At 51.3% G+C, this 25678-nt stretch carries 16 protein-coding genes and 2 pseudogenes; 13 read left to right on the forward strand and 5 right to left on the reverse strand.

The window, feature by feature from the left end:
- Window positions 1-34: 34 nt before the first annotated feature.
- The gene (locus C2M34_RS11785) at window positions 35-1183 is read right to left on the reverse strand and encodes a hypothetical protein (protein WP_105258901.1); all 1149 of its coding nucleotides are present in this window, start codon (window positions 1181-1183) and stop codon (window positions 35-37) included.
- 166 nt (window positions 1184-1349) lie between these two features.
- Here C2M34_RS11785 and C2M34_RS11790 point away from each other — a divergent pair, with 166 nt between their 5' ends.
- The 9 genes and pseudogenes from C2M34_RS11790 to C2M34_RS11825 all read left to right on the forward strand — a co-directional run bounded on the left by C2M34_RS11790 (window position 1350) and on the right by C2M34_RS11825 (window position 12093).
- Window positions 1350-1604 carry a DUF3297 family protein gene (locus C2M34_RS11790; RefSeq protein WP_105200915.1) on the forward strand — a complete coding sequence of 85 codons (255 nt, stop codon included), beginning with the start codon at window positions 1350-1352 and terminating at the stop codon, window positions 1602-1604.
- 195 nt (window positions 1605-1799) lie between these two features.
- Window positions 1800-2048 carry a hypothetical protein gene (locus tag C2M34_RS11795; protein ID WP_105213109.1) on the forward strand — a complete coding sequence of 83 codons (249 nt, stop codon included), beginning with the start codon at window positions 1800-1802 and terminating at the stop codon, window positions 2046-2048.
- A 208-nt stretch (window positions 2049-2256) separates the two neighbouring features.
- A complete protein-coding gene (locus C2M34_RS11800) occupies window positions 2257-2646 on the forward strand; it encodes a hypothetical protein (RefSeq protein ID WP_105258902.1) in 390 nt (129 codons plus the stop codon).
- Window positions 2647-2747: 101 nt separating this feature from the next.
- The gene (locus C2M34_RS11805; RefSeq protein ID WP_105259283.1) at window positions 2748-3233 is read left to right on the forward strand and encodes a DUF411 domain-containing protein; all 486 of its coding nucleotides are present in this window, start codon (window positions 2748-2750) and stop codon (window positions 3231-3233) included.
- Window positions 3233-4630: a TolC family protein gene (locus C2M34_RS11810; protein ID WP_105200919.1), complete on the forward strand. Its 1398-nt coding sequence runs from the start codon at window positions 3233-3235 to the stop codon at window positions 4628-4630. Before C2M34_RS11805 ends, C2M34_RS11810 begins: the two co-directional genes overlap by 1 nt.
- Window positions 4630-6361 (forward strand): annotated as a pseudogene (locus C2M34_RS11815) (efflux RND transporter periplasmic adaptor subunit). Before C2M34_RS11810 ends, C2M34_RS11815 begins: the two are co-directional and overlap by 1 nt.
- A 16-nt stretch (window positions 6362-6377) precedes the next feature.
- A pseudogene (locus C2M34_RS11820) lies at window positions 6378-9493 on the forward strand (efflux RND transporter permease subunit); the annotation flags it as partial.
- 252 nt (window positions 9494-9745) lie between these two features.
- Window positions 9746-10270: a PepSY domain-containing protein gene (locus C2M34_RS15940; RefSeq protein WP_234398830.1), complete on the forward strand. Its 525-nt coding sequence runs from the start codon at window positions 9746-9748 to the stop codon at window positions 10268-10270.
- Entirely contained in the window at window positions 10270-12093 is a 1824-nt protein-coding gene (locus tag C2M34_RS11825; RefSeq protein ID WP_105258903.1) for a 2Fe-2S iron-sulfur cluster-binding protein, read from the forward strand. Before C2M34_RS15940 ends, C2M34_RS11825 begins: the two co-directional genes overlap by 1 nt.
- A 189-nt stretch (window positions 12094-12282) precedes the next feature.
- Here C2M34_RS11825 and C2M34_RS11830 read toward each other — a convergent pair whose 3' ends face one another.
- From C2M34_RS11830 to C2M34_RS11840, 3 genes are all read right to left on the reverse strand, one after another.
- Complete coding sequence (locus C2M34_RS11830; RefSeq protein ID WP_105258904.1) at window positions 12283-12987, reverse strand: UTRA domain-containing protein; 705 nt, start codon at window positions 12985-12987, stop codon at window positions 12283-12285.
- Between the two features lie 96 nt (window positions 12988-13083).
- Window positions 13084-15759 carry a TonB-dependent receptor gene (locus C2M34_RS11835; protein ID WP_105258905.1) on the reverse strand — a complete coding sequence of 892 codons (2676 nt, stop codon included), beginning with the start codon at window positions 15757-15759 and terminating at the stop codon, window positions 13084-13086.
- 335 nt (window positions 15760-16094) lie between these two features.
- Window positions 16095-19916: an HYR domain-containing protein gene (locus C2M34_RS11840; RefSeq protein ID WP_105258906.1), complete on the reverse strand. Its 3822-nt coding sequence runs from the start codon at window positions 19914-19916 to the stop codon at window positions 16095-16097.
- 561 nt (window positions 19917-20477) lie between these two features.
- Between C2M34_RS11840 and C2M34_RS11845 the strand changes: the two genes are divergently transcribed.
- Window positions 20478-22736 (forward strand): heavy metal translocating P-type ATPase, encoded by a 2259-nt coding sequence (locus C2M34_RS11845; RefSeq protein WP_105258907.1) that lies wholly within the window; start codon window positions 20478-20480, stop codon window positions 22734-22736.
- Window positions 22733-23086 carry a cupredoxin domain-containing protein gene (locus tag C2M34_RS11850; RefSeq protein WP_105258908.1) on the forward strand — a complete coding sequence of 118 codons (354 nt, stop codon included), beginning with the start codon at window positions 22733-22735 and terminating at the stop codon, window positions 23084-23086. The genes C2M34_RS11845 and C2M34_RS11850 overlap by 4 nt, the downstream gene beginning before the upstream one ends.
- Window positions 23087-23101: 15 nt before the next feature.
- On the opposite strand, the gene C2M34_RS11855 is transcribed toward C2M34_RS11850, so the two are convergent.
- Window positions 23102-23794, reverse strand: a complete 693-nt coding sequence (locus C2M34_RS11855; protein ID WP_105258909.1) for a hypothetical protein — start codon at window positions 23792-23794, stop codon at window positions 23102-23104.
- 383 nt (window positions 23795-24177) lie between these two features.
- On the opposite strand from C2M34_RS11855, the gene C2M34_RS11860 reads away from it, so the two are divergent.
- Window positions 24178-24807, forward strand: coding sequence for a response regulator transcription factor (locus C2M34_RS11860; protein WP_105258910.1), 630 nt, complete (start codon window positions 24178-24180; stop codon window positions 24805-24807).
- A gap of 316 nt (window positions 24808-25123) precedes the next feature.
- Entirely contained in the window at window positions 25124-25675 is a 552-nt protein-coding gene (locus C2M34_RS11865; protein ID WP_105200926.1) for a hypothetical protein, read from the forward strand.
- Window positions 25676-25678 lie beyond the last annotated feature (3 nt).

Genomic DNA, 25678 nt, shown 5'->3' on the forward strand with positions numbered 1-25678 from the left:
TATTGCTCTTGCTCGCCATTGGCGCAGGCAAGTTTTAGATGGCCGTGAGGCTGTGCTCCAGCATGGCCTTAATCTGGGCCACAATTTTTGCCTCCACTTCAGGTTCAAACTGGGCGATACGCGGGGTGTGAATATGCCCGGTGGGAATGTCGGAATTGAGCTCGTTGCGCAGGCGAATACTGCGATAGGAGATCTCGTTCGATAAATAGCCGCCACCGCCGCCGTTAACCGCAATCGCGTTTTTAAGCTCATCCAGGGTCTTCGGCTCAAAGGTTTTTTCCAGTGTGGTGACCTTGTGGTTGTCGATAACCTTGTACGGGCCCTTGGCCTGCTGCATTTGCGCTACCGGCAGGCTGAATTGCACAAACTCATCGCCAGGTAAGGGGCGGCCATTGAGGCTGGATATTTTCGGTGCCGTTTGCGTGCCGCCATAGACGATATTGGCGTTATCCGGCGCGGTGACACTGCGACGTTTGCCGGGAAAGCGCTCAAGGTCGAAGTCTTTACGACCCATGCTCACGGTGACCACCATATCCACATTATTCAGGGCGTAGTAGGGAGCGAGGATCTCTTCAATCAGACCCTGGTCAAAGTCTTCATAGCGTACCGGGATCATCACTGTGTTGATTTCTGCTTGCACGCCCTTAAAGCTTATCACCTGGCCATCGAGTAACAGCGCGGTCACGCCGGAGGGGTTACTCTGGTTGATGTTTTTATCGAGCAAGAAGGGATCAAAGCCGGTCAGGAGAATTTTTTTCTCTGTGCCCTTAGTGTATTCAAGGTCATCACGGCCACGGCTGCCGTGCTCTAACAGAGCCAGCAGGGTGGCTTGCTCAGCATCGCTCATCGCAAATGCGGGCTTAACCGAGCGCATTACTTTGCTGGAGTGCAGGCGTGCCCAATAGAGCTCGCGATCATCATAACTTGCGCTGCTGGTAAGGCGTTGCTTGGCGCTTTGCCATAGTTCGCTGGCGTGCGCTTGCACCCGCTCTTTTGCTTCGGCATAGCTTTTGGCGCCTTGCCACTGCTGTTCAAATTGACTGATATCAGCGCTAAAGGCGCTTAATACCTGAGGCATGGCGCTGGTGGCTTTTTCAATGCGCAGCTCTTCAACGGTAAGGTTGGCCGCAAATGCTGGTAAGGTGGATAAAACAAGGCCAGAAGCCAGAAGTGCTTTGATCATAGTGGTCCTATACAGTGTCAATGCCTAGTTGGATGCTTGCGTTACTATCCTATGTCTCATTGCCCAGCGCAAATAAATCAGCCGGTTGTTTTGGTGCGCTGATGATTGAGCATTGCTGCGGTATTACCTACAATAGCGGCACATTTATAAATTAAGAAAAATCATCATGACAGACACAAATGCAAAACCGGCCATTCCAGACATGCTTTCTATCAACCCGCGTAGCAAGTTCTACAACGAAGAAATTCTACAGCATGAGATTGGCGTGCGTTTTAACGGCAAAGAGCGTTTCGACGTAGAAGAATACTGCATCAGCGAAGGTTGGATTAAGGTAGCCTCACCTAAGGCGCTTGACCGTCGCGGCCAGCCACTACTGCTGAAAAGCAAAGGCACGGTAGAAGTTTTCTATCGCGAATCTTAAGGGTTCATTTTGATTTTAAAAAAGCAGGCTGCAATTGGCCTGCTTTTTTGTGAGTGCAGTTTGGGTAAACGCGTGACCCCTGAGCAATTATTGAAATGTCGGGCATACTTTGACGTTGGGCGGGGATGCGTTTTATTTATCGGTTCGTCCAGAGGTGCTACTCTACACCTATCGGAGTTTAAGTGAGTAATAAGCATGATCAATGACAACGACATTATTGAAACCCTGGAAGAGCTTGAAGCGTTTTTACGTTTAGTTGAAAGTGGTGCTCTGGGGCTGGAAAACGCCACGGGAATTGCCTTGGCGACCAATAATGCCGATGGCCGTCCCTTTGTAGCCGTGCTGGACAACAATCACCAGCTTCTGTATGGACGTTGGGTGAGCGCCTATGTGTATGAAAATGGCAAAGAAATGATCCAAAACGCACCACAAAGAAGACACTAAGTGTGTTCTGCTCGGCGACCGACAATATGTGTTCGGCCACGGGCGCACAAGCAAGCGATACAAAATAAGCCGGTGTGATTAAAACTTCACACCGGCTTTTTATTGGTGGTGAATTTGCTAACGCTTTCGCTAGTTGCTTTATCTACAAAGCATTTACTTTACGCAAAAAGTAGCTTAGTCTTTTTAGGTTATTCAATTTGAGAGTGTTATGTTTAGACTGGTTTCACAGGTATTAGTTATTGCAGCCGTGCTGATTGCTCTGCTTGGGCAGGCATTCGCGTATTCTGCGATGACATGTGAAACGGCTATGGACGCTCATCAATCACATGCAGCCATGAAGATGGTGACCGATAATACCCAGATGCAGCATCATCAAGGCATGGAACATGGCGATACAACCATGAATTCAGCTATGATGGACGACTGCTGTGAGGTGCAGTGTGTTTGCCCGACAAACGCCTGTACATCGGTAACCCTTGTCAATTCTTCAACCGCTATGGCCGACGTAATTGCCGTCAGTGAAGCCGTCATTAGCGCCACCTCTGCGCAGCCAAGCGCAATTCAAACGTCCCTTTTTCGCCCCCCCATTTTTGCCTAACACAGGGTTAATGCGTCAAAAATCTGCTCAAAGATGATGAGCACTTTTGTGATAATGCACGTGTAAACGTGTTGAAAAGCCAGCATTTGCTGGGGGCTAAAATGATTAAAAAGTTTTTAAAAGTAGCAGTGTTAGTACTGCTTTTACCGAGTGTTGTTCATGCCAATGAACGAAGCAATGGCAATGATGTTTTAGAGCTGTTGGTGTACAAAACACCGACCTGCGGTTGCTGTAAAAAATGGATCTCCCACATCGAGAGTGAGGGGATCATTACCTATGCCAAAGACTATCTGGATATCAGCCCGGTCAAAACCAAGCTTGGCATCGCCGCCAATTATCGCTCCTGCCATAGTGCCATTTCACGCGATGGTTTTGCTTTTGAGGGCCATGTGCCGGCCAAGTTTATCCGGCAATTTCTAAAAGAAGAGCACGCCGATGCCATCGGCCTGTCGGTTCCCGCCATGCCCCTAGGGTCACCCGGCATGGAAGTGGGTGACAGGTTTACGCCCTATCAGGTGCTTATCCTCTACAAAGATGGCAGCAGCAAAGTCTACGCCCATGTGAAGACCTATGAGGAGCAGTTCTAATGACTAGCTATCCTGTTAGCCTTGCTACCTGGCTGTTAGCTATCGCCGTGGCCGCGAGTTCGCAGGCGGCGACGGCGCAGCAAGCGCTCACCCTTGAACAAGCGGTCATGATGGCGCAACAAAATGACCCTTGGTTGCATGGCAATCGCCTAAAACAGCAAGCCATTGAAAACAAGAGCATTGCCTCGGGTGCTTTGCCCGACCCTCAGGTTTCCCTCGGTTTAATGAACCTGCCGGTAGATACCTGGGAGTTTGAGCAAGAGGGGATGACGCAAGTGAAAGTCGGCGTGACGCAAATGTTCCCTCGCGGTGATAGCTTGCAGTTAAAACAAAGCCAGCTTGAGCTCGAGTCGACCCAGTACCCGCTGTTACGCGCGAACCGTAAAGCGCAGCTTCAAAGCAAGGTATCAGAGCTGTGGTTAGACGCTTACCTGGCGCAGCGCACAATAGAGCTTATCAAGGGCGACAGAGCGCTGTTTGAGCAAATTGCCGAGGTGGCGATGATTAGCTACTCCAATGTGATTGGTAAGACGCGCCAGCAGGATGTTATTCGCGCCGAACTGGAAATTGTGCAACTCGAAGACAGGTTGACGGTAGAAAAGCAAAAACTCGATACCCTGTTGGCGCAGCTCAACGAATGGCTTCATATCTACCATGAAGATGAGTTTGCAATCACATTCGATGACAACCCAAGCACCTTCGCTTTTGAGGTATCAAACCAGTTGCCTACACTGCAGCTGTTAAATGCCGAACTGTTTAAGGCATCCGATTATTCCCGCCAGCGCCTTGCCGGCGAGTTGGCTTATCATCCCGCCCTCATGGCCATAGATGTGAAACAGCAGGTGTCAGAAAAAGGCGTGCAGCTGGCCGAGCAGAGCTATAAGCCTCAATGGGGCGTCAACGCCGGCTACGGCTACCGGGGCGATATGCCTTCCGGCGATAGTCGCGCCGACTTTTTCTCTGTGGGCGTTACCTTTGACCTGCCGATTTTCACCGAGAATAACCAGGATAAACAAGTGGCCGCCTCAATCGCCGAGTCTGAGTCGGTAAAAACAGAGAAGTTACTGCTGCTCAAGCAAATGATCAGCGCCGTGGAAAAAGAGCTCAAGCAGTTAAAGCGCTTGTCCGACAGAAAGGCGCTCTACGGCGAGCTGTTACTTAAACAAACACAAGAACAGGCAGATGCATCGCTCAATGCGTACACCAATGATGATGGTGATTTTGCCGAGGTCGTTCGGGCCCGTATCGCCGTGTTAAATGCCCGTATTTCGGCACTTAATATTGACGTTAACCTGCTTAAAACCGTTGCCCGAATCAATTACTTTATGGCTCGCTACCAACCACAACAGCAAACCAACAGCGAGTCCATACATACACACCGAATTGGAGAAGAATAATGTCGTCTAACAACAAAACGATTATCGCCGTGATCATTGGTGCCTTGATCGGAGTCGGGGGCATGAGTTTGTTTCACAGCCAAGAGTCTGACACTAGCGGAACAGTCGCCGACTCAGGGGAAAAGAAGCCGCTTTATTGGGTGGCGCCCATGGACTCCAATTATCGTCGTGATCAGCCTGGTAAATCACCCATGGGGATGGACCTGGTGCCCGTTTACGAGGAAGAAGAGTCGGGCAGTGATATTGGCCCAGGCGCGGTAAAAATCTCTCCGAACGTGATCCATAATTTGGGCGTGCGCACCGCGCCGGTGCAAGTGAAAACAATGCAAACCAATATCTCCACCGTGGGCTATGTCCAATATGATGAAGACGAACTGATCCATATTCACCCCCGTGTTGATGGCTGGATAGAAAAGCTCTACGTCAAAGCCGCCGGTAACCCGGTGGATAAGGGGCAGGCGTTATACACCCTTTACTCGCCGCAACTGGTCAATGCCCAGGAAGAGTTTCTGATCGCCTTAAAGCATAGCAGTGGCTCTTTGGCCGTTGCAGCCAGAGAGCGTTTAAAGGCGTTGCACATGTCTTCGGAGTTTATTGATGAGCTGGAGCGTACCGGCAAGGTGCGCCAAACCGTTACTTTTTATTCGCCACAACAAGGGGTTGTGGATGGCTTGCAAGTGCGTGAAGGGTTTTATGTGCAGCCCGGTACCACGCTGATGAGTATTGCTAAGCTGGATTCAGGTGTGGGTTGAGGCGGAGGTGTTCGAGCGCGATGCCGATGTCATTAAAAAAGGCCTGCCGGTGTCGATGACACTGGATTATTTACCCAGTAAAGAATGGCACGGTGTGGTTGATTATGTTTATCCCACCCTTAACAGCCAAACGCGTACCCTGCGGGTGCGATTGAAATTTGATAATCCAGGCTATTTGCTTAAGCCGAATATGTTCGCGCAGGTGTCGCTGCAGGCAGAGCAAACCGGCAATACCATGGTGGTGCCAAAAGAATCGGTGATCAGAACCGGACAGCAAGATCGTGTCGTTCTGGATTTTGGTGACGGCCAGTTTAAATCGGTCGCGGTAACCCTAGGTCGAGTGGGCGAGAACGAAGTAGAGATACTAACGGGTCTTGAAGAGGGCGATGTGGTGGTGACCTCGGCTCAGTTCTTAATTGACTCGGAATCAAGCAAGAGCTCCGACTTCAAACGCATGTATCACGACGAAGTGCCTACATCGGTATGGATGGAAGGGGAAGTGAACAGTGTCATGGCGGGTCATCGCATGGTGAACATCACCCACGGACCGGCAAAAGAATGGGACTGGCCAGAGATGACCATGGACTTTACCGTGGCAGACTCGGTGGATATTGACGCCTTAAAATCGGGTCAGACGTTGCATTTTGAAGTGACCAAAACCGATGACGGCGGTTATGAGCTAACCGGTATTCACATCATGACCGAGCCCGAGGTGTCCAGTGCCACCGTGATGGGGGTGATAAACCTTGTTGATGCGCAAAACCGCATCATGAACATCAGCCGCGGACCAATTGAAAAGTGGGGCCGCCCGGCGGCGACCATGGACTTTATGCTTGCCGAGGATGTCGATATTTCTGCTTTTAACGTCGGCGATGAAGTGATGTTTACCTTTGAAATCAGAGACGACTTTGTCATCACCGAAATCTCTCTCGCTGATAATACGCAACAGCAAGATGCTGTTGATCACTCAGCGCATTAAGTAGAGGGAAGTAGTTATGATTGAATCAATAATTCGCTGGTCGGTAGGCAATCGTTTCTTTGTCTTGCTGATCACCCTGATCATAGCCTTTGGCGGCTTGTACTCGCTGAAGAACACCCCGGTTGATGCCATTCCGGATCTATCCGATGTGCAGGTGATCATTAAAACCAGCTACCCGGGGCAGGCGCCTCAGGTGGTACAGGATCAGGTCACCTTTCCGCTGACCACGGCCATGTTGTCGGTGCCCGGTGCACAAACGGTGCGCGGTTTTTCTTTTTTCGGTGACTCCTATGTTTACATCATCTTTGATGATGACACCGATTTGTATTGGGCACGCTCGCGGGTGCTGGAGTACCTAAGCCAGGTGGCCTCTAGCCTGCCGGAGACGGCCAAACCGCAATTGGGCCCGGATGCCACCGGTGTGGGTTGGGTGTATATCTATGCCCTGGAGGATAAAACCGGTAACCATGATTTAAGTCAGTTGCGCAGTATTCAGGATTGGTTCTTGAAGTATGAGCTGCAAACCGTGCCCGGCGTTTCCGAAGTGGCGGCCGTGGGCGGTATGGTGAAGCAGTACCAGGTGCAGGTCGACCCGGATAAGCTGCGCGCCTACAACGTACCGCTGGCGCAAATTCAGGTGGCCTTGCAGCGCGGTAACAAAGAGACGGGAGCATCCGTGGTCGAGCTGGCCGAAGCCGAGTATATGGTGACCGCCACCGGCTATATTAAGTCGGTCAGTGACATTGAAAAAATCCCCCTGGGTATAAATGAACAAGGTACGCCGCTGCGTATAGGTGATCTGGCCAATGTCAGCCTGGGGCCGCAAATGCGCCGCGGTATCGCGGAATTAAACGGCGAAGGCGAAGTGGTTGGCGGCGTAGTGGTGATGCGCTTTGGTGAAAACGCCCAACAAACCATAGATGGGGTCAAAGAAAAGCTCGAATCCTTGAAGTCGTCGCTGCCGGAAGGGGTTGAGATTGTCACCGTGTATGACCGTTCCAAACTGATCGAAAGCGCGGTTGATAACCTTTGGAGCAAGCTCGCAGAAGAACTGGCCATTGTGGCACTGGTCTGTGTGGCCTTCCTGTTCCATTTACGCTCCTCCATCGTGGCGGTGGTTACCTTGCCGCTGGGCATTTTGGTGTCCTTTATCATCATGTATATGCAGGGGATCAATGCCAATATTATGTCCCTGGGCGGTATCGCCATTGCCATTGGTGCCATGACCGATGGTGCTATCGTGATGATAGAAAACATGCACAAACACATGGAAAAAACGCCCCTGACCAACGAAAACCGCTGGGAAATCGTGGCCAAGGCCCCTCCGAAGTGGGGCCGGCGCTGTTCTTTAGCTTGCTGATCATCACAGTGTCTTTCCTGCCGGTGTTTATTCTTGAAGCGCAGGAAGGGCGTATGTTTGCGCCGCTGGCGTATACCAAAACCTATGCCATGGCGGCGTCTGCCGGTTTGGCCATTACCCTGGTGCCGGTATTGATGGGTTACTTTATCCGCGGCAAAGTAGTCTCGGAAAAGAAAAACCCGCTCAACCGTTTGTTGATTGCCATCTATAAGCCTGTGTTGGCACAGGTGATGAAGTTCCCGAAACTCACCTTGGTGCTGGCCCTTGCCTTGACCCTGGTAGGATTCTACCCGGTAGACAAAATTGGCAGTGAGTTCATCCCGCCGTTGGATGAAGGGGATTTAATGTACATGCCAACTACCTACCCGGGTATTTCCATTGGTAAGGCCCGTGAGTTGTTGCAGCAAACCGACAGGCTGATCCGCACCGTGCCGGAGGTGGAGACTGTGTTCGGTAAAGTAGGGCGAGCGGAAACGGCGACGGATCCGGCGCCGCTGACCATGATAGAAACCTTTATTCAGCTTAAACCGCGCGATCAGTGGCGCGAAGGCGTGACCACCGAAAGCCTGAAAGCGGAATTTGATAAATTGGTGAAATTCCCCGGCCTAACCAACGCCTGGGTGATGCCGATTAAAACCCGTATCGATATGCTGGCAACCGGCATTAAAACCCCGGTGGGGATTAAGGTCGCGGGACCGAGATTGGATGTCATTCAAGACATAGGTCAGCAAATTGAGCAGCTCTTGCCTCAGGTGCAAGGCACCGCCTCGGTTTACTCCGAGCGCGTCGCCGGCGGCCGTTATATCAAGGTGGATATCTCACGGGAAAAAGCGAGCCGCTTCGGGTTAAACATTGAAGATGTGCAGCAGGTGGTTTCGACCGCCATCGGCGGCATGAATGTGACGCAAACCATCGAAGGCCAGGAGCGCTATCCGGTCAACCTGCGTTATCCCCAGGATTACCGCGACTCGCCGGAGCAGCTTGCTCGCCTGCCCGTGGTGACACCAAACGGACAACGGATTGCCCTTGGCGATGTTGCCGATATTCGTATCGAGATTGGTCCGCCGGGTATCAAGAGTGAGAATGCCCGTATTAATGGCTGGACCTTTATCGATATCGCCGATGTGGATGTGGGCACCTATGTTGAAAATGCCAAGGCACATTTGGTTGCCAACCTGGATTTACCGGCGGGTTACTCGATCAACTGGGCCGGACAATACGAGTACATGGAGCGAGCGAAAGATAAGCTGACCTATGTCTTGCCACTCACCCTGGCCATTATTGTGGTGCTGCTTTACTTAAACTTCAGATCCCTTGTTGAGGTCGGCATCATTATCATCACCCTGCCCATGGCGATGATCGGCGGCCTATGGTTGATGTACCTTGAGGGCTTTAACTTCTCCGTGGCCGTGGGTGTTGGCTTTATTGCCCTGGCCGGGGTCGCGGTTGAAATTGGCGTGATTATGCTGGTGTATTTAAACCAGTCCTATAAGGAGGCGAGGGAACGCTGTAAAGAGCAGCGCATCGCCTTTGATAGAGCACAGCTGACAGCGGCCATTATGGAAGGGGCGGGCATGCGTATTCGCCCGGTAATGATGACGGTTGCCACCATTATCATCGGCCTAATGCCCATCTTATATGGTTCGGGAACCGGCTCCGAGGTGATGAGCCGTATTGCCGCGCCCATGGTGGGCGGCATGCTCAGTGCGGTGTTGCTGACCCTGCTGGTCTTACCTGCGGTCTACTTCATTTGGCGCGCTCGCGCCATTGAGGCAGACAAAACACCGCCCTTTAGCCTGCTAAAAAGCAGCCGAAAATACCACAAGTGGCTGATGCTGTTTTTAGGCTCGCAGTTTGTGATCTGGTCGGTCACCGGGGCCTATATGGTGTTTTTTGACATAGATTATGTGCACGGCGACACCCTGGTTCACAACCATCAGACCAAGGTGGCGGTGCAGCAGGTCAACTATCCCATGAGCTCGTTAAGGGCTCAGTACACGGGCTTGGAGAAGCTCTCGTTGGGGATGCACCTGGATAAACCGGTTTATCGCTTTGTGCAGGACGATGTTCACTATCTGGTTGATGCCAACACCGGCGTCTTGCTCTCGCCTTTGGGCAAAGACGAAGCCGTGAGGGTAGCCAAGTCCGAGTACACCGGCAGCGGTGACGTTGAAAGTGTTGAATACATAGACGACAACCCGCCCTTTGAGTTGAGTCGACGGGTGCACAATGCACTGCCAGCATGGCGCGTGAATTTTGACAACCTGGGCAGCCCGGCGCTGTACATTTCCGCCCGCAGTGGTGAGGTGCTGGCCAAGCGACATGAATGGTGGCGCTTGTTCGACTGGATGTTTAGATTCCACGTAATGGACTACGAAGACAGTGAAATAGACAATCAATTGCTGTTTTGGGTGACCCTGTTTAGCATCTTGGCCGCCCTAGCCGGCATGGTGCTGGTGTACTTTAGGGTGTTCAAAAAGAACGAAGAAGAGCATGCCTTAACGCAAGACCTCCAACAAAAAAATCAACTACAACGAGGTGATGTCTAATGCAGTGGATACGATCAATACACAAATGGACCTCCCTGGTCGTGGGGGTTCAGTTTATGCTGTGGTTAGGCAGCGGCTTTTATTTTAACTTGATGGATCACCATAAGGTCGGCGGTCATACCTATCGCGCCCACGCGCATGACCAAGTGCAGATAGATACCGCAGCCTTGGTCGAACCAAGAAGCGTGCTGGAAAAAGCCGAGCCCAGCATGTCACTCAAGCAGATTGCACTGCTCGGTCAGCCCTATTATTTGCTTACCCATAAGCGCGGCCTGTACCCGTACTTTGAAAACGAATACAGCCTGTTTGATGCCTATCGGGGTAATGAGGTGAGCATAGATGCAGCCTTTGCCACGCGCCTTGCCAAGCAATCTTACAATGGCCCGGGCAGCGTCGGAGAGGTGACCCTGCTGCAGCCACCCCTTGAAGATTTTCCCAAGCAGAAAAATGCCGCTTGGCGGGTGAACTTTAACGATGATATTCAAACCAGTGTCTATATCGAGGCGGGTTCGGGACGCGTGGTCGGGCACAGCGATGCTCATAAGCGCTTCGCCGATATCTTCTTTATGTTGCACTTTATGGATTACGGCAATGAGGGCAGCTTTAACAATATACAGATTATTCTGTTCGCCTTTGTTACCTTGTGGTTGTCGCTGTCGGGGCTGATCTGGACCTTAGATCTTATTCGCCGTGGACAGTATAAGGTCGCCCTGCTGTCGAAGCGAACGTCGGTGAAAATATTCGATCACGAGCAGCAGTTGCTTGATCAGCTTGAGCTCTCTACGGCGACGAATCTGTTAGATGGGCTCGCGGGCCATGATATTTCCCTGCCGTCTACCTGCGGTGGCGGTGGCACCTGTGGGCGTTGTAAGGTGTTGATTAACCCCGCACCTAAGGCTACCTCCGCCGACCAGCAACACTTCTCGCAAGCTGAGCTGGCACAAGGCTTTAGGTTAGCCTGTCAACACTTTAGTGACGATGTTCAAGACATGACCTTGTTCGATGTCACCGATGCCAAAAAGGTTGAGCTGACCCTGGTCGGCAGTGAGTTTGTAACCCCGGATATCAAGGAGTTGCGATTTAAAGTTCAGGGGCCGCCATTGGCTTATAAAGCCGGTGCCTTTATGCGTTTCTTTATTCCCGAAGGGCAAGTACCGGCAAGGCCGCACTATATTCCAAGCGATTACAAAGCCTATTGGGACGAGGAAGATAATAGCGAGTACCCCAGAGCGGCTTGCTCACGTAACTACTCACTGACCTCGGTGAGCCAGTTAGACGAAGAGCTGGTATTTGCCATTAAATATCATCGCGCCCCGCAACAGGGCGTGCCGGCGGGCTCGGGTTCCAGTTATCTATGTAACATGGCGCCAGGTGACACGGTTGATGCTTTGGGTCCATTCGAAGAGTTCTATGTTGACCAAGACACCAAGGCACCCATTGTGGTGATCGGCGCAGGCTCTGGTATGGCGCCGCTGAGAGGGATCATCAAGGAGCTACTGTTGGCCAACAATAGCAAGCAGGAAATTCACTTCTACTTTGGTGCGCGCCATGAAGAAGACCTGCTCTATCAGGAAGAGTTTTTTGCCCTGAGCCAGCGCTTTGATAATTTCCGCTTCACCCCTGTGCTATCGCAAGCCGGTCCGGATTGGTTAGGCGCCACCGGCTATGCCCAGCAGGTGTTGTTCAATAATATGAATAAAGAAGCCCTGTTAGCCGCGCACTATTATATGTGTGGGCCTAAAGCCATGATGGATGAAACCATAGCCACCCTGGTTAATATGGGCGTCGATAAAAACGTTATCCACTTCGATAGCTTTAGTTAGGGTTAAGTGAGTCAATAAGCGCTCAAAATGAGCCGAGTAGGTAACTACTCGGCTTTTTTGTGGCTTTACTTTAGCGAGCATAGGTCGACACGGCGTTTGGCCTAGTGGCCGGAGGTAGAGGCGGATGTGTTCAGGGCTAAAAGGCGTTCCTGCAAACGCACAACATTGGCTGAGTTCAGACGATAAGGGTTACACGGAAACCAGTTTGCCGGTGAGTTTAAATGCATTACCCGAGTGGTAAAGATTAGCGAAACTGACGGTGTTACTGCCCGAGGTGGTTATCCGGGTGAGTTTTAGGCAGGGATCGCCATCGTTCATTCCTAATTGGTGTTTTAGGATTTTGGGTGGGGTAATGGCTTCAATTGAGATTTCGGCACTGGTCACAGGCAACTGGGTATTGAGGTATTCATTACAGGTGATACGGGTAAAGTCCTGGTTGAAAAAATCGGGCACCAGCTCGGCATTGACATAGCGCTCTTCGAGCTGAAAGGGCTTGCCATCTTCTTGATGTAAAATCACCACTCTTACTACATCGACGTAAGTGTCCAGCTTTAACAGCTCTAATAACTTGTCCGTGGGCTTCATCAGCACCTTACTAAGGACAAGGCTTGAATGCTGATGGCCGCGCTCTTTAATTTCATCGGCAATGTTTCGAATTTCCAAAAAAGAACTCTGCACTTTCTTTGGCGCGACAAAGGTGCCAACACTGGGTCGGCGATAAAGCAGTCCGTCGGCGACCAGCTGTTCTAACGATTTTCTTACCGTCATACGACTGCTGTCGAGCAACTCGGCTAGGTCGTTTTCAGATGGCAGCTTTTCGTTCTCAGCCCAAGTTCCGCTATTTATCTTTGAGATTATAAAATTGCTGATTTCTTTGTATTTTGGAACTTGCATCGCTTACAACGTTATCCATGTGTATAAGGTGTATTTATTTAGTGAGATGTAGGCTTCACCATAGTTAAAGCCTACATCACTATTTGTTATAAGCTCTTAGAACTTATAATTTAAACGGACAAAGCCTCTGCGACCAATTAAATCGTAGGTCATAACGTCCGTATTGGCGTCATTCCAAGACGTTAAGTAGGGCGCCTTCTTGTCGAATATATTATCTATCCCCGCAGACAGCTGCAAATCGTCATTAATACGATACGAGCCTTGCACGTCTGTATAAGTGACCGAGCCAACGGATTTACCCAGTGGATCGAAATCACCGCCATTCACATCATCCGCAGAACCTATATATCGTACCGACAGCCCCGCTGACCATAAATCCGCCATGACCATAAAGTTAAAGTTACTGCGCCATTTGGTGTAGCTACCTTGATCTTCGGTGATGAAACCTACTTTATCGATTGTAGGTTGACCGGCGAAAGGCGTGCTTTCATGTTTTAGCAGGCGAGTGACATCTAAACTGGTTTTTGCATTTAACCCTGCAAGGTCAAATTTATAGTCCATGTTGAGGTCGACACCCGCGACATTTTCTGTCGCCGCATTCACCGGACGCTGGTTAATCTCAGTTACCTGTCGGGTCAGTGGATGACGGGTAAATGTACCACAAAACTCTGAATTACCTACAGGATCTTCATAACATAGCTTTAACATATCCGAGCCGTTGACCGAGGTAATGGCACCCTCGACTTCAATATCGAAGTAGTCGACCGTCATCGAAAAGTTGTCTAGAAACTGAGGTTGCCAAACGATACCGGCGGTGAGTGTGTCTGCTTCCTCTGGACCAATGTCCGGGTTGCCACCCACATTGGTGAGTACTGTGGTGCCGTCCTGAACGAAGCCGGCAGGCACATTATCGGCCAAACAGTTTTGCGCTATGGCGCCGGTTGCATTCTCACAAGGGTCTATGGTTCGCAGGTTCTCGCCGTTGGTGCCGCCGAACTGCTCGGTAATGGCCGGTGCGCGGAAGGCGGTAGACTTAACCGTGCGTAGCATCAGGCTGTCGTCGATTTTCCAGGTAATACCCAGTTTATAGGTGGTCTCTGGGTCAAGGGTGTCGTAATCCGAATAGCGCATGGCGAATTCGGCATCGACTTTTTGGGCAAAATCCAGATCCGCTAAGAGGGGAGCCGAAAGCTCGAAATAGGCTTCGGTAACGCTGAAGTCACCGGAGATTTCATCCTCCAGGCCATTGGCCAGTACCGTGGAATCCGGGTCACGCCAACCACTTTCCCAGCGTTTTTCGACACCTACGGCCACCGCAAGGGCGCCATAAGGAAGTGCAAATGCCTCACCGGAAACGTTGGCGGTCCAGGTGCGCATCTCGTTACCACCCGTGCCTTCGCGGCGGTATTTAACATAGTCAATGACTTCGGGTGTGAGCTCATTCACACCGAACCAATCTCCGCAGGGGATACCATTGCCGTTGTCGTAGGTACAAATACTGTCATCCAGGGTTTGCTGTGCCTTAGCTGGGTCGATATCAAATGTCCAACCATCTTTACCCGTGTTGCGGCCATAGTTGTAGGCCACATCCCAATACCAGCCATTGTCCCATTCGCCTTCAAGGCCCAGGACGATTCGTACCGTGTCTGTTTCTTGGAAAAAGAAAGGGGCGCCTAGTTCGGTGTTGCGGCGGCGCTGGAATTCAACGTCTTGGCCGGTTGGGTTGTAGCGGAAATCGGCATCAACGCTGATGCCACCAAAGCCATTGCGCGGCGTTACTATTTGGCTTGCCTTGCGCTTGGTATACATGGCTTCATAGAATAAGCGGGTGTCATCATTAATACGGTAATTGGCAAAATTGGCGATGCTGATGCGTTCTAGCGGACTGACCGCGTTTAGGTAGGGAAGCCAGTCAAACCCATGCTCTGCACTGTTGTATGGACCAAAGTCGTCGCCATAGGTTGCTGTGTCTGGATTTTGGTTGAATTGTACCGCCGTGCCATCGGGTAAAAGCGCTCGGCCGCCCTCTGTGGTGCCGCTGCCGAAGCACACCAGTTCACTGTCTTCGGTACCAAACACAGGACAATCGATACGATCGGATTGGCGCACGGCTTCACTGTTGCTGTATGTTGCATTGACAAAGAAGTTGCCCTTATCGAAATCACCACCCAGGCTCAGGCTGACGTCTTGGCTTTCACCGTCACCGTCATCGGCCATACCGGCTTTTACGTCTAGCTCGGCACCATCAAAATCATTTTTAGTGATGATATTGACTACACCGGCCACTGCGTCTGCGCCATATACCGCAGAGGCACCGTCCTTAAGTACTTCAATGCGTTGAATGATTGAAGTCGGGATCATGTTTAAGTCAACCGAGCTGTTAGCACCCGTACCACCGGAGACAATGCGTCGTCCATTTAACAGCACAAGCGTTCTTTTGATCCCCATACCACGCAAGTTAACTTGAGCCGTGCCATAACCGCCGCTGGTCCAATAGGCATTTGTTTGGTTACCCGCAACACCTGCAGAAAAAGACATCTCTTGTAAGAGGTTTTCAACATTGGAAATGCCGGTGGCAAGAATTTGATCCGAGGTGATCACGCTAACCGGGCTGGCCGCTTCCATATCCGTTCGCTTGATTCGGCTACCGGTAATTTGGATCTTCTCAATATCCGCTTCGTTCTGTTGATCTACTTGCTCATCTTGTGCGTGCACCGTATGGGATGCAAGAAAAGCCAGGCACAACACTTTGGCAATAGGTGATAGTTTCATAGTAACTCCGATCTAGTTGATTCTATTAAATTTATTGTTCTCAGATCCTGTTTAATGGCAGTGTAGAGCAATACCAATTTAATCCCTGCTGTATATACCGCTCTTTTTTTATACATTAGGGTTGCGGTATATACAACAGTTCATTTACCGGTTTTTAACAATTGATCTCAAAAATTTTTCAAGATGGGCTGTTATCCTGCTATCAGGCTATTTTCAGGGGGGAGTTGATGAAGCAATTACAAGCTGGCGCTTACTGAGGTCCTTGCCGTTTAAGCCCAGGGCGCGTGTTGATATAAAAAAGCCCGCAGCTGCGGGCTTTAATTTATGTTCTAACACTAATTGTTATTTTTGGGCGCATAGACCGTGGTTTGCGCCGTGCTGGTGTTGCCCGTGAGATCGCTGCAGGCCAGGTCGATGGTGTAGGTGCGACCGTCGCCTGAGCCTTCTCGCTCGGCGCGCAATTGCACGTTCAAAGTAGTGCCGGTTTGATTGGCATTCCAGGACCAATCGGGCTCGGTACTGCCATCGCCCTTGCCATCGCTGCTCTCATTGCTGCTTATATCGGTGACGCGGCATACGGGGACGCTGTTGTCGCAGACATCGTTGACCGTAAGGGCGATCACCACGTCAATCATTTCATGGTTTGGCGGCCAGAGGATATGCGGTGAGGCCAGGATGTCGTTGAATTGTGGTGCCAGCGTATCCTCGACCTTAACCGTACTGGTGCAGCTCGAGGTCAGCGTCTGAGCATCGGTGGCGGTGTAGGTGAGCTCGGTGATCCCCAAGGGGAAAGACTGGGTTGATGGCTGGCTTAGCGCCACCGAGGTTGAACAGAGATCTGACCCGGTTGCCGCGCCTGGGGTCACGGTTGCAGAGCGGTTGCCGCTGCACTCGGCCACTATGTTTTGCGGGCAGTTAATCTGTGGGGGCACGGTATCGACTATTTCCACCAGCTGTGGTGCCGTGGCTTTATTATCGCTGCCATCGGTGGCGGTCCAGGTGATGGTATTGGCGCCAATGGGGATAATATTGGGGGCATCGTTGCTAATAACTGGAGTTAGGTCGCAGATATCTGCGGCACTTGCCAGCCCGAGTTCTGGGGAAGCACCTTGGGGTGAGGTGCATTCAAACGCGAGCACATCGGCGGGGGCGGTAATTTCCGGTTCCTGAGTGTCCTGTATGGTCACGTTAAAGAAACAGCTTTCGGAGTTTCTGCCACTGTCCATCACAGCGCAGGTTACCTGATTGTCTCCCACGCTAAAGAGCGAGCCTGAGCCTGGAATACAACCTTGGAAGGTGGCCACACCACAACTGCCATCGCTCACGCTGGGGTCGGCAAATTGTGCCTCGGTATCAGGCCCGGTGCACTCTTTAACCACCTGTGCCGGACAGTTAATAGCTGCCGGTACGCTGTTATCTCCCTGGCATAAATTGCTGCGAGGGCAGGTAAGCTCCGCCGCGGGACTTTCGGGTAAAGGGTTACCGTTTTTCAACGCGGCGATGCGCAGGGCTCGCTCCCACACGCGAATATACTGCTCCGCCGACTCAAACAAGGCATCGTTATAGGGTTTGGCAAGACCGATATTTTCCATGTCTTTCACTAGGTCGGGCAGCAGACCCACATGGGCCAGTCCATCGACATTGAAGTCAAAGGCTTTAAATCCGCTTTTTTGCTTATCAAATGTACCATAGCCGTCGAGGGTAAAGGGGTAGATAAGTTTATTGTTTTCGCGCAGTTGGGCGCTGCGTTCTACATCGGCGCTGGGTGCCAAAGTAGGAATATCACTGCCGCAGGCATTAGCGCCAAAGCGAGGGCCAACATGACCGGCGACGCCATTAAAATCACTGCCCAAAGCCACGGGGCCGCCCATCACATCCACCGCATACTGATAGGCTTGGGCAAAGGTTCTGGAAGAATGACGGCAGTTATCCTTGATGGCTACGCCAAAAAGCGGCTCTGAGTAGGGCAAGGTGACCTTATAGCCCTTGATTGCCGTATCTTGCACATCGTCCTTGGTCATGGCCGCTATCATACCGCCACCATCACGAATGGCTTCGAGTTGCTCTTTGGTGCGCATGCGCTCATGACGGCCCTGGTTGCCACCGAACGTACGCTGGTGCAAATCAAAAAACTGCACATGGCTGGCCACCAGGGGATAGTAGGCTAAGGGATTATTTTCATCGCCCGCATACAGGCGTGTCAGGGCCAGGGTGTTGTCCAGGGACTTACGGGACATATGGTCGATATCTATGATCATGCCCTTATCCATCAGCGCCGAAAATAACTCACTACCTAACCCGCGTTTATCCGGACCTGGGCCGGTGTCGTTGAGGTTCAGACCATAGCGGTTGCACGCGGGGTAAAGGGGATAGATGGGGCGCACGGGCAGGTCTGAGTCAAAGCCGATAGCGCCGATTAATCGTTTTAACAGGTCGTCGAAGGGCCCACCGGACAGCCGGCTGCCATACTCACCATATCCCACACCACAGTCTTCTATATGCCACCAGCGCTGCTCCGAATAGGCATTACCGACGGCGATAATGTCGTTCCAGGTGGCGGCGCCGCCAAAGGCATTATCGAAATTATGAATAGGGAAGAAGTGGCGTACGCCCTTGTCGAAGTAATGATTCACCGCTTTTGTCACCGTGTCTATGGGCTCACCAAGCTCGTTGCGCATCAGCTCGCCATTGCCGTCGCGCATATTGGGGCAGCTGGCTTCGGGACGATTGCTATTTTGTTCTTTACAGTTAAAGAGGTTATCCACCTCTATGCCCAGCACCACGGCGAGCTTGCCTTCACTTATAACCTGGCGTGCTTCTAAGGGGCTGGTGACGATACGGAACCAGCCTTCTTTGACGCCCGCTTCGCCGGCACAAAAGCCGGAGGCCGGGTCGGCAGCACAGTTTTCATCGATAAAGCGTTGGAAATCATAGGCGGCCTCTATCTGTGCATCTATGGGACCCATGGAGTTGGCGCAGTCGCTGCCTTCGGTGGACTTGCACAGCGCCTCATTGGTGACCGCCAACATGGTGGTCAAGCGCATGCCGCCACGAAACGCACGTTCCACCCAGGGGTAGTACATTTGCTGGTGGGTGGTGGTGGTCCAGGTCGGCCAGTTATTGAAATACGGAGGTGCACCCGTACCGACCGAGCCGTCCTTAGTGCCGGCACCGACGGTATCGCCGTTAATCAAGCCCTCGAGTATGGTGTGAGTGCCGTGGATGTCGAGATCTTCCTGTTGCGACATTGCTGAATTAATGCTGTTACTTGCATCCAGGGTAAATTGACCAAAATCATCAACCGGGGCCGACTCACCGGCAAAGGTCCTGCCACCATGGGCTAAATGGGCAAACAGGTGGTTATGCAGGTCGGCGTAGCCGCGCAGGGCACAGGTTCGCGGCTCCTCGCTGGCGCTCCAGCCCGCTTGCGGTTCTTCGATAGCGACACTGCCGACACGTGCACAAGTACCACTGGATTGTGAGGGAATGCCGCCCAGCCAGTCGGCGGGATCAACCGTGCCACAGCTACAATCCCCGGAGCATCCGGGTATTTCGGTTAAACCAGAATTACACGCGCCGTTGGTATTTGGCTCGCCAACACAGCAGGCTCTTTGTCCTTCACCGCCGCATTCGGTCACCGGCGCACAGGTATGCTGAGCAACTTGCCCCGTGGCTATGCTGCCACCACAATAACAATTACCGGCGCAGCCAGCGACGGGAACTAACCCTGAGTTGCAGGCGCGTAGCTCACCCGAGGTGGTGGTTTCCGTCAGGCCATTGCAGCAGGCTCTTTGTCCTTCGCCGCCACAGGAAGTGGTGGCTTTACAGGTGCCCGATGCCTGAATGCCAAATGGATTTAGCCCGCCGCAGGTACAGTCTCCGGAGCAACCCGCGACTTCAACATTGCCGTAATCACAGGCCTGGCCAAGCCAGACCTCAAAGGTACCGGCACAGCAGGCGCGCTCGCCATCGCCGCCACAGCTGCTCGCGGCGTAGGAATTGGGAATATACAAACAGGCCAGTAATAAGGTAACACTCGCCATTATATTGAGTTTGCGTAAGTGGTTACGTGTCTTTCTAGTTGCGCCTTTTTCGGCACTGGTTAGTAAAAGGCGAGAGCAGGTGCAGGCACACCTGAGCAGCAGTGAAATCAACATAAAATCTCCTTGAGGGTGATTCTTTTGTCGGCGGATTTCACTTCAGTTTGTCAGGCAGACTTGGTGTCAGTTTGTCGGGCAGACTTCATTCAGCCAGCAATGTTTCAACGTGGCTATAGCTATAGTTGTTTATTGCTGTTTAGTAAAGAAATGCAGCGAAAGACCAATAGTCGGCTGGGTTAATGGCTTATTTAATCTATAAAACAGCATGTTATCGCCGTTGTTGATAAGGACGCAACTGGGTAACAAGGCAGCGAATAGGTCTTTCTAAAGCGCAATAAAGCCGCTTTTATAACCTTAAGACAAGGGCTTAGGGGTGGCAATCAGGCGCTTTAGTAATTTGCTTACAAGCTATAACAGCGGCCCTATTTTTCTACCTAACTGGCGAATCCCAGCCAATAAACGCACTCAAGCTTACCCTTTTATTTTAATTAATTGATTTAAGTTTGACCTTGGTCCTACTCACAGGTCTACACTTTCATCGACAATAGCGATAAAACGAGCGGAAGCAGCGGAACTTGCTAGTAACGTGAGTTTTGGGGTGCGAATAAGGAGAACTAAGTGAGTGAGTCGAACGTAAATCAACAGCTGCTTATCGAAGGAGCCGGCTGTGCCAGCTGCGTTGGTAAAATAGAGGCGGCGCTGAAAAAAACGCCGGGCGTGGTAAGTGCGCAGATGAACTTTGCCGACAGAAGCGTGTTGGTTACCGGCACGGCCTCAACCCAGGCCTTAATTGCCGCCGTAGAGTCGGCGGGCTATAACGCCAAGGCGGTGCAAGAGCAAAACGATGAAGACTTGCTAGGTGAAAAAGAACTTGCCGATAAAGCCTATTATAAAAAGCTGGTCAGGGATACGGTGATTGCCTTGTCGGTGGGTGTTCCATTAATGCTGTTTGGCCTGCTTGGCGGCGATATGTCGGTCACCACATCTATGCAACGCGCAGCCTGGTTAGGCGTTGGCCTGCTCACCCTGGCGGTAATGTATTTTTCCGGTAAGCATTTTTACACCGGTGCCTGGAAAAGTTTTAAAAACCATAATGCCAATATGGATACCCTGATTGCCTTGGGCACGGGCACCGCCTGGCTTTACTCCATGGTGGTGGTGGCCATCCCCGAGGCCATTCCCCCCATGGCACGGCATGTGTATTTTGAAGCCACCGCCATGATCATTGGCCTGATTAACCTCGGTCTGGCGTTGGAATTAAAAGCCAGAGGCAAAACATCCGAGGCCATAAAGCGTCTGATTGGCTTACAGGCCAAGACCGCGACCGTGATCCGCGATAATAAAGAAGTACAAATTAATATTGCCCAGGTCTTGCTGGACGATCTGGTCAAGGTCAAACCCGGCGAGAAAATTCCCGTCGATGGTGTGGTCAGTGAAGGCCATACCTTTATCGATGAGTCCATGCTGACCGGTGAGCCCATGCCAGTTGAAAAGTCTAAAGACGACGAAGTGGCCGCGGGCACCATCAATACCTCCGGTTCGATACAGTTTCGGGCCACCCGGGTGGGGAAAGACACGGCGCTGGCTCGCATCATTAGTATGGTCAAGCGGGCGCAAAATTCCAAGCCGCCCATCGGCCGTCTGGCCGACGTTATTTCAACTTACTTCGTGCCCGTGGTGATGATCATTGCCGTGCTGACGGCTTTGGCCTGGTTGAACTTTGGCCCCGAGCCCGCGCTGGCTCTGGCCATGGTCTGTGCCACTACCGTGCTGATCATCGCCTGTCCTTGTGCCCTGGGCCTGGCAACGCCCATGTCGGTCATGGTGGGCGTGGGCAAGGCCGCCGAAGCGGGGGTGTTGATCCGTAATGGTGAAGCCTTGCAAACCGCCTCAAAAATCACCGCCATGGTGCTGGATAAAACCGGCACCATCACCGAGGGAGCGCCTCAGGTCACCGACCTGGTGGTTGCCGACAACCATCAACAGCAGGAAGTATTGCAACTGGCGGCGAGTCTGGAAAGCGGCTCCGAGCACCCGCTGGCGCAGGCCATAGTGAGCAAGGCACAAGAGCAGGACGTTGAGTTGTTAGCGGTGGACTCCTTCAAGGCTTTGACCGGTTTGGGAGTAGAAGGGCGCTGCGATAAGAAAACCTTGTTCTTTGGCAATGCCAAGCTGATGCAACAACAGGGCATCACGCTTGGCGATTTTAGCGAACGCGCCCACGACTTGGCGAAACAGGCCAAAACTCCCATGTTTTTTGCTATCGATGGTGAACTGGCCGCCATTATTGCCGTGGCCGATCCGATCAAAAAGGACTCCATTGCCGCCATTGAACGCCTCCAGGACAATGGCATTCGGGTGATTATGCTGACCGGCGATAATCAGGACACCGCCGCCGCGGTGGCGCATAAAGCCGGTATTAAAGAGTTTTTTGCCGAGGTACTGCCCGAAGACAAGGCCAACAAGGTCAAAGAGCTGCAACAGAGCGGTGAGCTGGTGGGGATGACGGGCGATGGCATTAACGATGCGCCGGCACTGGCCTTGGCCGATGTCGGCTTTGCCATTGGCACCGGCACGGATGTGGCCATCGAAAGCGCCGATATCACGCTAATGCGCGGCTCACTGCATGGCCTGGCCGATGCCATTGCGGTGAGCAAGGCGACGTTAAAAAACATTAAGCAAAACCTCTTTGGTGCCTTTATTTATAATGTTGCCGGCATTCCCATTGCCGCCGGTGTGCTCTATCCAGTTTTTGGCATGTTGTTGAGCCCGGTGATCGCCGGTGCAGCCATGGCCTTTTCCTCCCTCACTGTGGTTAGCAACGCCAACCGCCTGCGGTTATTTACTGCGCATAAGGCAAAGGAGAAACAAGCATGATCATCATCAACATTCTAGGACTGGCACTCATCGCCTTGATAGCCTGGTGGTTTTGGCTCTACAAACCGACCCAAACCCGGGTGCAGGAGCAGTCGCTGACCATAGAGGTTAAAGACGGAGTCTATACTCCTTCGGCGATTCAGGTGACGGCACATCAGACTGTGACCCTTAATTTCTTGCGCAAGGACCACTCGCCCTGCTCGGAAATGTTACTGATCCCAAGCTTGGGAGTCAGCGAGCAACTGGAGTTGAACAAGTTAACAGCTGTTACGCTGTCCGACCTGGCTCCGGGTGAGTATCCATTTCACTGCCAGATGCAGATGTATCGTGGCACCTTAACCGTGGTGTGACGGCCTTGATTCAAGTTAGTCGGTGATGACTAACTTATATTCTTGCGCAGCCATGGCAGCGTCTCTGATACGCACGGCGATAAAATATTGCTCACCATCCAATAATTGCGGGCCAGTAAATACATGGCCCAGTTCATTGGGTGTTTCTGTGCTATCCAATAACACCTCATTGGCGTTATAGAGCTCGATGTAGAGGTCGGGGCCATTGTAAAACGGCTGGGTACAGGTTCTCGGCGTTGAACACAAATAGATACTGACGGTGATTTGACCATCCATAATAAAGGCGAATATATCGGCTTTATCGCCTGCGGCGTCAAGCTCTCCGGTGATCAGCACGCCATTACTGGGCCTGAGAATAAAAGGCGTGGCCTGCTCAAACTCATTATTGGGCTCTCTTTCTTGCAGTGACTGGGTCGTCCAGTTTTTACTGATAAAGTCATCGTCAATGATGCCATTATCCGGGTCGACGTCGGGCACATTACCGTCTTCCTCGCAAAACACTTCTCTCGTGCATTGGCCGGTATACCAGGCTATGGTCAGGGCGATACCAAAAGGGTCATTAAAGGCGGAGGCAGGGCAGTAATATAGACTGGTCTGTGTGCATATTTTGACTGGAGGGGCGCTGTCGCCGTCACTGCCACCACAGGCAACGAATAAGCTGCAAACTCCAAGAACCATAAGGCGAATAACAAAGGCTGAGCGAGTCATAGGGCGCTGTTTCTTAGTTGTTCAATCATTAAAGTATAGTTGGCTTTAAGTTAATGCATCGGCGCTAAGCTGTTTGGCGGCGCGGTGCAATTAGAAATGAGGAACACAGGGCGATGTCGGAACTGGGTTATGGTGAGAATAGAATCTATCGCGCGCACCTTGTACCTTTGTAAAGTACATTGTATGTTGACTATGAGCATTAACTGATTTCATAGCGTGAAGATTTAGGTAAGGCTAGCCTAGGTAAAGGAAAGCTAGACCAAGGTCTTGTATCCGTATTGGGGTCGTTGTAATAAGTTGGCTAAAGCACACAAGAGGTGTGCTCACCAGCTAGGGTCAGTTAAGCCAAACAAGCAGGGAAGGCCGCTAAGGAGGGTTTTAAAATGAGTAACGCATGTATTGCGATAGCCGATGATCATCCTTTAATTGTGTTTGCCATTGAACATAAAATTAAAGACGTTTGGCCCGATATTCAGGTTGAAAGTGCCCATTGTTACCATCAACTGTTTCGCCTTTTTGAGCAAAAAGAACAACACCTAGATTTAGCCATTGTTGATCTCTCCATGCCCGGCAGTGAGGGTATTCAGGGAGTGGAATACATATGTAAGAACTACGCAAATGTCCCTGTGATAGTGATCAGCGGCTTTGATGACTTTAACAGCTGCACCGCCTGTTTAAACGCCGGCGCCGCCGGATTTGTCTCTAAAACTGAATTCGACTCGGTGATTATTGACTTGATTTCTAAGTACCTTGTTGTCGATTCAGTAGCCCCTAGCCAGGTCTTGCCCGAGGCCGATGAACTCCATGTATTACCCTTTTTGACCCCCAGTCAAGGCAAGGTGTTAAAGCAAATGGCCGATGGTTTAAGCAACAAGGCAATTGCCCGTGAGTTGAATATTTCCGAGAAAACCGTTCGTGTTCACGCCAGTGCCATATTTAAACAGCTGGATGTTGAAAACCGTACTCAGGCGGCGGTGAAATATAAGCGCCTGGCTCATGCCCTTGAGCTGTAAACCTGTAGCTCAGCACCTAAGCTAGCCCCTTTTTTATTGTGCTAATAATTGCAACAAAGTCTGGTTTTCACTCAGAAACCACGACTTTTTTCGCATTTAACGGCTATTTTAGGTCAAATGGCCTAGGTCAATTTAGCCGTTCAATTAGCGCATCTGCTTTATATGTTAATTGTTGGTAACTGCTTACACTGGAATTTCACAACAGGTGAGGAAGTGGTGCCATCTTGGTTGTTATATGGCTCTCATTACTGTTTGAACAAGTGCGCAATAAAAAAACATGCAATGAAGTTAAAAATAATGACAAATGGAGGACGTTATGGTCCAAAACAAACTCAAATTGCTTAGCGTGGCGTTGTTGGCCGCAACCTTGTCGAGCGGCTGTACCTTTATCGGTGAGCATAAGTTTACTGGCGGCGGCACCATGGCTTCGGCCGGTGGTGATAAGAATGCCGTCTTTACTTTTAACGCCGAAAATTGCGGCGGGGATGAGGTTAAGGGTCGCGTTAACTATGTCGATCACAGCGCCATTGATTTCGAAGATGTTGGTGGTGTAAGCCTTAAGGCACAAGTAGATAATTTTGGTTATTGTGCGTTGACCGATGAAGGATTAGAAAACGGCGTGCAGGAATGTAACTGCATGGATCAGTTTGAAGCGCAATTTAGCTACTCATCGAAAAACCCTCAGGCGCCTGGAGAAGGCACAGGCTTTGTCTGTTTCTTTGATACCGGCGAAGGTAAAGGCAATTTCCATGGTGCCATTACCGCGTTTAACCTTATCGACGGACCCTATGAGGGTTACGGTAATGTTGGCACAGTGAACGGTAATATTCAGCAACACAGCTGCCCAGAAACTAACGAAGCAGAATAATAA

The sequence above is a fragment of the Pseudoalteromonas sp. T1lg88 genome (assembly GCF_002964765.1).
Lineage (GTDB): Bacteria > Pseudomonadota > Gammaproteobacteria > Enterobacterales > Alteromonadaceae > Pseudoalteromonas.